General features: G+C 47.1%; 7 protein-coding genes. 3 read left to right on the top strand and 4 right to left on the bottom strand.

Translation table 11 applies throughout. The features are described 5' to 3' along the window. Positions 1-181: 181 nt before the first annotated feature. Together O3C43_23475 and O3C43_23480 are read right to left on the bottom strand one after the other, a co-directional pair. Positions 182-670 (bottom strand): 2,4'-dihydroxyacetophenone dioxygenase family protein, encoded by a 489-nt coding sequence (locus O3C43_23475; GenBank protein MDA1069445.1) that lies wholly within the window; start codon positions 668-670, stop codon positions 182-184. Continuing rightward, complete coding sequence (locus O3C43_23480) at positions 667-2322, bottom strand: PQQ-dependent sugar dehydrogenase (GenBank protein MDA1069446.1); 1656 nt, start codon at positions 2320-2322, stop codon at positions 667-669. Before O3C43_23480 ends, O3C43_23475 begins: the two co-directional genes overlap by 4 nt. Before the next feature lie 159 nt (positions 2323-2481). Between O3C43_23480 and O3C43_23485 the strand changes: the two genes are divergently transcribed. Next, positions 2482-3585 carry a ThuA domain-containing protein gene (locus O3C43_23485; GenBank protein ID MDA1069447.1) on the top strand — a complete coding sequence of 368 codons (1104 nt, stop codon included), beginning with the start codon at positions 2482-2484 and terminating at the stop codon, positions 3583-3585. A 29-nt stretch (positions 3586-3614) separates the two neighbouring features. Continuing rightward, positions 3615-6842 carry a c-type cytochrome gene (locus O3C43_23490; protein ID MDA1069448.1) on the top strand — a complete coding sequence of 1076 codons (3228 nt, stop codon included), beginning with the start codon at positions 3615-3617 and terminating at the stop codon, positions 6840-6842. A 221-nt stretch (positions 6843-7063) separates the two neighbouring features. Here the strand turns inward: O3C43_23490 and O3C43_23495 are convergent, their stop codons facing one another. Together O3C43_23495 and O3C43_23500 are read right to left on the bottom strand one after the other, a co-directional pair. Further along, positions 7064-7228: a hypothetical protein gene (locus tag O3C43_23495; protein MDA1069449.1), complete on the bottom strand. Its 165-nt coding sequence runs from the start codon at positions 7226-7228 to the stop codon at positions 7064-7066. A gap of 91 nt (positions 7229-7319) precedes the next feature. Next, positions 7320-7787 (bottom strand): DUF3127 domain-containing protein, encoded by a 468-nt coding sequence (locus O3C43_23500; GenBank protein MDA1069450.1) that lies wholly within the window; start codon positions 7785-7787, stop codon positions 7320-7322. A 261-nt stretch (positions 7788-8048) separates the two neighbouring features. On the opposite strand from O3C43_23500, the gene O3C43_23505 reads away from it, so the two are divergent. Then, positions 8049-9584 (top strand): phosphoethanolamine transferase, encoded by a 1536-nt coding sequence (locus O3C43_23505; GenBank protein ID MDA1069451.1) that lies wholly within the window; start codon positions 8049-8051, stop codon positions 9582-9584. The last annotated feature ends 52 nt before the right edge of the window (positions 9585-9636 follow it).

The raw sequence follows: 9636 nt of genomic DNA on the forward strand, positions 1-9636 counted from the left end.
CAACTACCTCTTTGCAGGTTCGCCTTGCACTGGCTGAGGAAGCTGATTTCAATTCAGGTCTCTTACATAAGCTGCTTTAGCTGCGATTTTCCTGGGAACGCCAAGCCACAGCTTGGCAATTTTAGAATCGAAACGCAGCTAAAACAGCTACTCCTACTACAGTTAAAATTTTGGCGACCTATTATCTCACAAACTGTTTCACGTAATCTCTGCCGAGGCCAACCTTCTCGAAGTGCTTTTCGCACATCGCCATTTTTGTATGCACATTGTCGAATCCGACGGTGTTGTTGTTTTCGTCCATGTAGATGAGGGTTCCCTGGACATGGAAGAGCGTGATCATTTCCTCTACATCTTCATCAACCACCAAGGTGTGAACTTCTCCCGGTGGTTCGTAAACAAAACTACCTTCCTTGGCTACCCAGTCGTGTTCCAGGTAGCGCCAGGATCCTTTGATCACATAGCCAAATACGGGGGCAGGATGGAGATGTCGATTGAGGATACCGGCTCTGGTAACTTTGAGCAGGTTGATCCAATAACCATTTGAAACATTAAACAGGATGGGCCGAAATGAAACCGTGTCTGTCTGAGGCACCCAAAGCCGGTCATCTTCGGGCATGGTATCGAGGACCAGGTCTTTTACTTGAAATGGATTCTGCATGTGTTCGCTCATGGGTTTAAGGAAGCGCGCATGTTTGCGACGGCTTTTGCGGTTATGGTTGGAGAGGTTTTTGCAAAACGGGCCTTGCTGTAGTTGAGGATGGTTGCGATATCGGAATCGGATAGGTAGGAAAAAGTGGTCATCACGTTGTTGTACTCTCGTTCTTCGATCCAATCACTTCCGAGGAGCATGAGTTTCAGGATATGAGTGTCGTCGCTTAGTTTGGCTGAACCGATTAAGGACGGTTGTATATTAGGCACACCGCTTCCGTCGACCTGGTGACAAGCCATACAATACTGAGTGTAAAGTTTTTGGCCATTCGGATCCAGAGCTATTTCGCTATCAACCCCACGGGTTGGCGAAGCCGCTGTCGTTTTATTGATTACCCTGGTTGTTGAGGCCATTTCTCCCGTATATTCCACCTTCCAAATTCGGCCTGTATTATCTTCCGAGAGGTAAAGTGAACCGTCTTGGGCAACGGTGATTCCGGTGGGGCGGTAAGTGGCCGAAGCCGGCGTCATCAACATTTCCGTTCCTTTGAATCCGGTGGCAAATTCTTCGTATTCTCCTGATGGGTACTTTCCTTCAAATGGTACGAATACGACATTGTAACCCTGTTGGGGAAGGGGCGCGCGGTTCCACGAGCCATGGAAAACGATGAATGCGCCTCCCTTGTATTTTGCCGGAAACTGATCCGCGTTGTAAAATTGAAGGCCTACGGGTGCCCAGTGTCCCGGGAAAGCATAGATGGGTTTGTCGTAGAGACCCTCTTGGGTTTCGGTTTTTCCGTCTCCTCCGTATTCCGGATTGATCATGTGGGCTTCCCGCTCCTGGTCGTAGTAAGCGTAAGGCCAGCCAAAATCCATTCCCTTTCTTATAAGCTGAAACTGTTCTGCAGGTTTTTCGGCGGACTCTCTTTCATTGTAAAACTGCCCCCAATTTTGGATGAGATTGTCCCGGCCATTTGAGACGGCATAGAGCTCTTTTTTTACCGGGTCCCAATCAATGCCGACTGCATTGCGAATACCTGTTGCGATAAGCTCTCCATCTTCGAGTTGTTTTTGATTTAACGTTTCGGCATCGAACCTCCAGATACCTGCTCCCCAGCCCAATTCCTCGCAAGGCATCTTACCAGGGGACCCTTCGGTCCGATCCAGCTCCTGACAGGAGTTACTTGGAGCTCCGGCTGAAAGGTAGAGATTCCCCTGGTCATCGAAATCGATGTTTTTGCTTCGGTGCGAACGTGGAGTGGGGAAGCCGGTTATGATGACTTCGGGTAAACTTTGTGGAAGTAGTTCGCCCGCGGTCAATTTATAGCGGACCACCTGGGTGGTGGCTCCGGCATAAAGATAGCCGTTATAGATCTGGATGGATTTTACCAGGCTCCCCAGCTCTCCGAAGTATTTGACCACATCCATTTTTCCGTCGCCGTCAGTATCCCGGAGGGCGATAAGGTAATTTAGATCAACGTCTTCGTTCAACGAAACATACATGTCGCCATTGTCGCGAATGGCTATGGCGCGTGCCTTACCTAGGTTGTCGGCAACAACTGTGGCTTTGAATCCCTGAGGAACCTGGATGCCCGGATCTTGAGCGGTTAGGGTTACCATACTCCAGATAGCAAAAACAAAAGCGGTGAATAACTTGGGGTATATTAGCTTCATGCGCTAATAAAAGTGCGAGTCGCCGACTTCGTGCAAGTTGAATTCTTTGTGAGCTTGGACAAATCTCTTCAAATACTCAAATCCTGTCGTTGACGCGCGAAAAGAATCTTTCGAGTATCCGCCCAAATTTCATACTAAATCTACCCTATATGCCCTTCTATGAAGATATCAATTACCCTAATTCCCTTATTTCTCCTGCTTGCAACTGGATGTGGAGATCAGTCCGGCTCCAAATCGTCTAAGGAAACAATGCCGTCCGGCCCAAAGCAATGGCTCGAGTTCGAAGGCTCCAAGGGAGCCGGCAAAGGGAAACAGGTAGTCCTCATTGCTGGAGATGAAGAATACCGTTCTGAGGAAGCGATGCCTCAGTTGGCCAAAATCCTTTCCGCTCACCACGGCTTTAAATGCACCGTACTGTTTTCGCAGGATCCTGAGAAACCCGGTATCGTTGATCCGAATCACCAGACGAATATCCCCAATACGGCTGCCCTCTATGATGCGGATCTTTTGATCATTGGGACACGATTCCGCAGCCTTCAGGATGATCAAATGAAAGCCATTGAAGATTATCTACTCTCTGGTAAACCGGTTGTTGGTATGCGGACGGCGACTCATGCTTTCAAGGTGGATGCTGGTTCGAAATACGACTACTTTAGTTTTGATTACAACGGTGAGAAAAAGGAATGGGCTAAAGGCTTTGGTCAACTGGTACTCGGAACGACCTGGGTTTCCCACCATGGATGGCACAAAGCAGAATCCACCCGCGGAATAACTATTGGCAGTCATGAGATTAACAACGGAATCGGTAAAGGGGACATTTGGGGACCTACCGATGTGTATGGTGTGACTTGGCCGGCAGACAACGATTGTGTTCCAGTTGTCATGGGACAAGTGCTCGCTGGCATGGAAAAAGATAGTCCTCCGATAGGTCCTGGTCCCTACGAAAAATTTCCGGCCTATGGAAAACACGAAGGATTTCATAAAAACGATCCCATGATGCCGGTTGCATGGACGAAGTCGTATCAGCTTCCAGGAGGCAAAAAGGGAAAAGCGTTTTGTACAACGATGGGCGCTTCTAACGAGCTGCTTGTTGAAGGTACCTGTAGAATGATTGTGAATGGCATTTTCTGGAGTCTTGGGATCCCGGTGCCTTCCGAGGGAACCAAGGTCGATATAGTGGGAGAGTACCATCCAAGTATGTTTGGATTTTTGAATGACCCTTATTTCGACGAGCACATCATCAACGTGTCTGACTTCGAGTAGGTCGCTCCCAACTTTTACTTTTTTTAATTATGTTTAAGAGATTGATTCTTGCTGTCGTATTTACGTTCGGTGTTAACGCAGGTATGGCGAAACCACTACCCTTAAAAATCAAAAAGGGCGAAAATATCGTTCTCATTGGAAGTGGGCTTGGGGAGCGGATGAACTACTTTCCTTATTTCGAGACCGAACTTCAACGTAGGTATCCCGAGCATAACCTGATCTTCAGAAATATTTGCCACCCCGGAGATACACCGGGCTTTCGTCCTCACCCCTCCCGTGAAACGCAATGGGCATTTCCTGGCGCAGAGGCATTTCATCCACAACATGCGATTCATACCGGTATCGGTCACTACCCCTATCCGGATGAGTGGTTAAGCATGTTGGAAGCAGACACGATTCTTGCCTTCTTTGGCTACAACGAATCTTTCGATGGCATCGAAAAGGCAGACAATTTTTTCTACGAGGTGGATGCGTTTATAAAACATACGCTTGCTCAAAAGTACAATGGCAAGTCGGCACCCCGATTGGTTTTGGTTTCCCCCATTGCCTATGAAGATCTTTCCGATAAAATGGATCTACCCAATGGGGTCGAAGAAAATAAACGGTTGGCCGCTTATGCCGCCGCCATGAAGCGGGCAGCCAAGGATAATGGCGTTGGTTTTATTGATCTCTTTTCTCCAACCCTGGCACTGTACCCAGTCGAATCCACACCGCAAACGATCAACGGTTTTTCGTTGTCTGATGATGGTTATAGAAATCTATCTGGCATCTTGGCCAACGCCTTATATGGACAAACCGAACCAAGTTCATGGACTTCGGCGGATCTTGTTTATAAAGCGGTTAAGGACAAAAATTGGTTTTGGTTCAATGACTATCGTATGCTTAACGGAGTCCACGCCTATGGTCGTCGCTACGCTCCTTACGGTGATAAGAATTATCCGGAGGAAATTGCAAAGATCCGCGAAATGACTGCTCTTCGTGACGGGAAAATCCATGAGCTTGTACGCGGCAAGACCGAGACGCTGATGGTGGATGACTCAAAGACACTGAGCTTAACGCCTACGGAAACTAATTTCGATTTTCCGATTGAGTTTCTGGACGTCAACAAAGCCCTGGAGGGTTTCACGCTCCCTGAAGGTTACAAGATTGATCTGTTTGCTTCTGAGTCTGAATTTCCGGATTTACGCAATCCGGTGCAAACTGCTTTTGATAACAAAGGTCGTTTGTGGGTGTCTGTTCTACCGTCCTACCCCCACTACAAACCGGGAGACGAACGACCCAACGACAAGATCCTGATATTGGAAGACACCGATGGAGATGGTCGTGCGGATAAACAGACGGTATTCGCGGATGGACTTCATCTTCCTATCGGGTTCGAAATCGCTCCCGAAGGCGTGTATCTTTCTCAGGAACCTAATCTTGTTTTACTCGTAGATGATGATGGGGATGACCAAGCCGACCGCATGGAACTTATTTTGCACGGATTTGATTCCCACGATACGCACCATGCTATCTCCGCTTACAGTGCAGATGCTTCCGGCGCGTTTTACATGAGCGAAGGTCGCTTCTTACATTCGCAAGTCGAAACACCTTATGGACCTGAGCGATGCACCGATGGTGGTAATTGGCGCTTCGATCCCAAGAGTTGGAAACTCGAGCGTTTTATGCAAACCGATGTTTCTAATCCTTGGGGGATCACTTTTAATGAGTGGGGACAAAACTTTTTGTCTGATGCCTCTGGAGGTGCCAATTGGTGGTCGTTACCACTTTCCGTAAAGATTCCCTACGGAATGGAAATCGAAAAGGTTGATCAATTTACCACACACCGGGTTCGTCCCACTTCGGGAACCGAGTTTATGTATTCCAGGCATTTCCCGGATGACGTGCAGGGCGATTTTCTTATATGCAACTCAATAGGTTTTCTTGGAATCAAACAGCATAAAATCTGGGAGGACGGTGCAGGATATACCGGTGAACTTCGGCAGGATATGCTTTACTCGAATGATCCAAACTTTCGTCCGGTAGACATCGAAACGGCGCCGGACGGATCGCTTTATGTTATTGATTGGCACAACCCGCTGATTGGACACATGCAGCACTCGGCTCGCGATCCGAACCGTGACAACGACCATGGCCGTATCTATCGCATTACCTATCCATCGCGACCTTTGCTGGAACCTGCGGAAATTGACGGAGCATCTTTATCAACACTTTTCGAAAATCTGAAAGCGCATGAGTACCGCACCCGCTATCGTACCCGCAGAGAGATTCGCGAACACGACGCAAAGAAGGTGATTCCAGCAATTAAAAAATGGGCCTCGAGCTTAGATAAGTCTGACCCGAATTTTAATCGTCACTTATTAGAGGCGCTATGGGTAACCTGGGGGCAGAATCGGGTGGACGAAAAATTGTTAAAGCAGTGCCTGGAAAGCAAAAGCTACGACTTGCGATCGGCAGCTGTTCGAGTGCTCCGTTACGCTTATTCTCAGGTCGATGGTTATGAAAAACTTTTTATGACTGCTGCTGTGGATGAACATCCGCGTGTGCGCCTCGAATCCGTGGTTGCCGCTTCCTGGATGGATAATGATATTGGAGCCAGGATCGCAGTTGAAGGTATGAAAAAGCCAATCACCAAATGGATGGGGCCTGCCTACGAAGCGATCATGTGGACCCTGGGTGACCGGATTGAATCCATGGCCTTGCTTGGGGATTTGGATGTGTCAGCCAATCCAACCCTTGCCTCCTACCTTTCCGGGACCTTGCAATTCTATGATCCTAAAAAGAAAGGTAATAGTAATTCTGTGCCGCAAACGAATCTTCCAGCTGCTGCCTTAAAAGTCTTTGAGATCGGCCATGAAGTTTTCAATCGCGATGCGCATTGTGCCACTTGCCATGGTGAAGATGGGAAAGGCGCGATCCAGGATATTTATCCTCCTCTGAATGATAATGAGTGGGTGATGGGTAATGAGGACCGATTTATCAAAATGGTGCTGAAAGGTCTTTGGGGCCCGATTGAGGTGGCCGGTCAGCAATTTGACCCTACGAAGGGATTACCACCCATGACGGGGTTCGAAGGTATTTTAACCGATGAGGAAATTGCCGCCGTTATCACTTACACCCGTATCCAATTTGGAAATAAAAAAGTCCTATCGAAAGTCGTTGATCCCGCTGATGTAGCCCGGGTTCGGGAGGAAGTGAAAGGCAAAGTCGGATTCTACATGGTGGATGAGATCCTGAAGATGCATCCACACGACTAGGTCGATTTTAGAAACATTCTGGAACTGGGGTTCAGGCTTCGAAGGACATGCGCTCTCGATTCTTCCAATCTCCAATGCCTAAATAGCAGGAGGGCTTTATGCTCCGATCTTTATACACAATTTTGCCGTGGATCAAAAATCCATTACTATGATTTTGTTATTCATGATTCTGTCTTCTTTCATAACAGAATAATAGGTACGGAATCATATTTGTTTTGAAGTCATTGAAAGAGCGGCAGGGCTTTTGTGTTGGTGTCGCGTTGCTTATTGCTGGCTTGGTACTCTTTAGAGCCATGAATACGGCCATAGATGGTTGGTAGATTTCCATGAGAAGAATCAATAGTGTCACCACCATTGCCACAACCAAAGACAACCCTCTTTCCCACGCAGGAAGTTGTGTATAAGGCTATGGCTTAAAGCCACTCCTATAAAATTCAGAAGTAGGAGTATAAGTAGGAGGAAGATGACGATTCTTCTTTAAAACGGAGGACCTTGATCAAAGTCTTCGTCGGGATCAGGGAGAGGTGGCTCATCGTCGTTGGTTGCACTGCCTGCGCTGCTTCCGCTTTTGCTGTCGATTTTCCATGCCACCAGATTGACGAAATATTTTCCATTCCATTCGCGACCGTTGACATCGAAGCTGACGTTCACTTTATCGCCTATCGAAAATTTTTCTACGAATTCGACCCTTTCCTTAAGGCATTCGAATTGAATGTCCTGCAGGAATTTATCGGCTTCGCTTGTAACAACGAATGCGCGCTTGTTGAAGCCACTATCGAACCTTTGCTCGTCGAAGATTTCTTTTACGGTTCCTGATAATTCGTAAGCCATAACATCAACAAAGAACCCCGTTCCAAGAAGCAAAGCATATGCTGGCGAGAATTCACTTTTTTTGTGCTCAATCCCTAGAGGTGGTTTTGTTTCAATGGGGATCTTCAATTTCACTCTCTATGCTCCAACAATTTGTCTGTAGTTGAAGCATATGATCGAACCTTTTCGGCCTTCAGTGAACGGTGTTCCACATTGACACCTCTGAGGATTCGTATGCTGTCGTATTGATCTGTTATGCGTGAGTTCACGAAGAACGTCCTCCTCATTTTCTCCTCCTGGTTTCTCTGTGTCTACCTGAGTGATAATGAAAAGTTGCTTAACTTCCGCTTTCTTATTTTGCCGTCGATCTGGTCCGTCGTGTATACATATTTAAGGATGTCCGGTTTCGGATATGTTGCCAGTGTTGGGTATTTGATTTTTCTTCTGATGTGCCTGGCGGACGGGAGGAACTTCGATCATGGTTTCTTTCACCCCCATTTTTCGTATCTCATACTCTCTGTTGGTTTTGCGCTCAGTCTGATGCTGATTTATATGTATGCAAATCGGTTCGGAGCACATGGAGCGCGTTGGGCGAGCGTTGTTGGCTTTTTGCTCTCAGTCGGGTTATCAATTCTCCCGTTCGCCTATATCGTTTATTCATTCCAACTGGGTGGTGGTTTTTCGGATGATGTCGTCTATTCGATTATGGCCACGGATGTGCGGGAATCACTGGAGTTTGGCCGCACTTTTTTGTCGCCGATGTGGGTGATTGTTGGGGCGGCTTTTATGGCAATCGTATTGGTACAAAAGCTGAAGCAAGAAACTTCAGGCAGCAGGAAGATCCCAAATATCGTTCCCGCAGTTCAAATCATGATAATCCTGGTGATTTTCTGTACGCAGTTACAATATTTCAGATTGTACCGGTTCCCCGCCGCTTGTATCCTTACCTATTACCGGGAACTCGCTTTGTTTCGAGAGATGCAGGAGCGTCTTGAGTCGAACAAAATACAATTCGAAGCGGGTAAAGAAGAAGGCGGGGAAACATTTGTGGTCGTGATCGGAGAATCCCTGAATAAGAATCACATGGGGTTATACGACTATGGGAGAGATACGACTCCGTTGTTGGTAGAGCATGGCAAAGCTGGCGATTTACTTGTTTTTCAGCGGGCGTATTCCTCTCATACCCTTACCTCGGAGACTTTGTCTTTAAGTCTGACAGAAGCCAATCAGCAAAACGGCAAAAACTACTTCGACTCAATTTCAATTTTGAACGTACTGAAACGAGTGGGGGTAGAGTCCAGCTGGATCACGAACCAAGTACTTCAAGGTGAGTGGGACAACAACATTTCAATTATCGCGCACCAGGCAGATCGTCTAGTCCCCTACAATCGATGGGTGGGTAGTGTTGTGAGAACGCGGGATTCCGACGAGGTCGTTCTGGGTGCATACGCAGATATGCTTTCGGTCAAAAGTGAAAAAAACAGAGTTATTTTCGTGCATTTGATGGGAAACCATTGGCGCTATTCGGGACGATACCCGGAAAGCTATGAAGTCTTTTCTGATACTAATGAACCGATTGATCGCGAGGCGTGGTTAAGCTTGGGAGAAGAGATTCGGCAGCAAGTGAATGATTACGACAATAGCGTTTTATATAATGACTTTGTCGTCTCTTCGCTGCTGAGTTTATTGAAAAAAAGCGGTGGAGTATCTGGCTTTATATACATCTCGGATCATGGAGAGGATGTTTACGGAGGTCGGGAACATCATGCTCAACTGTTTACTTTCGATATGATTGAAATTCCGATGATAGTCTGGTTTTCAGATCAGTACCGAGAGCGATATCCCGGCAAATACAGTGCCATGGCGTCTCACACAGATGAGCTGTTTTGCAATGATGCTTTGTATGATACGCTCATACTGACTAGTCCTTAGCATAGGCTACACTTGGGGCGTAAAAAAACGACCTGACCAGCGATTTGTTTTT

It is taken from the genome of Verrucomicrobiota bacterium (genome assembly GCA_027622555.1).
Taxonomy (GTDB): domain Bacteria; phylum Verrucomicrobiota; class Verrucomicrobiia; order Opitutales; family UBA2995; genus UBA2995.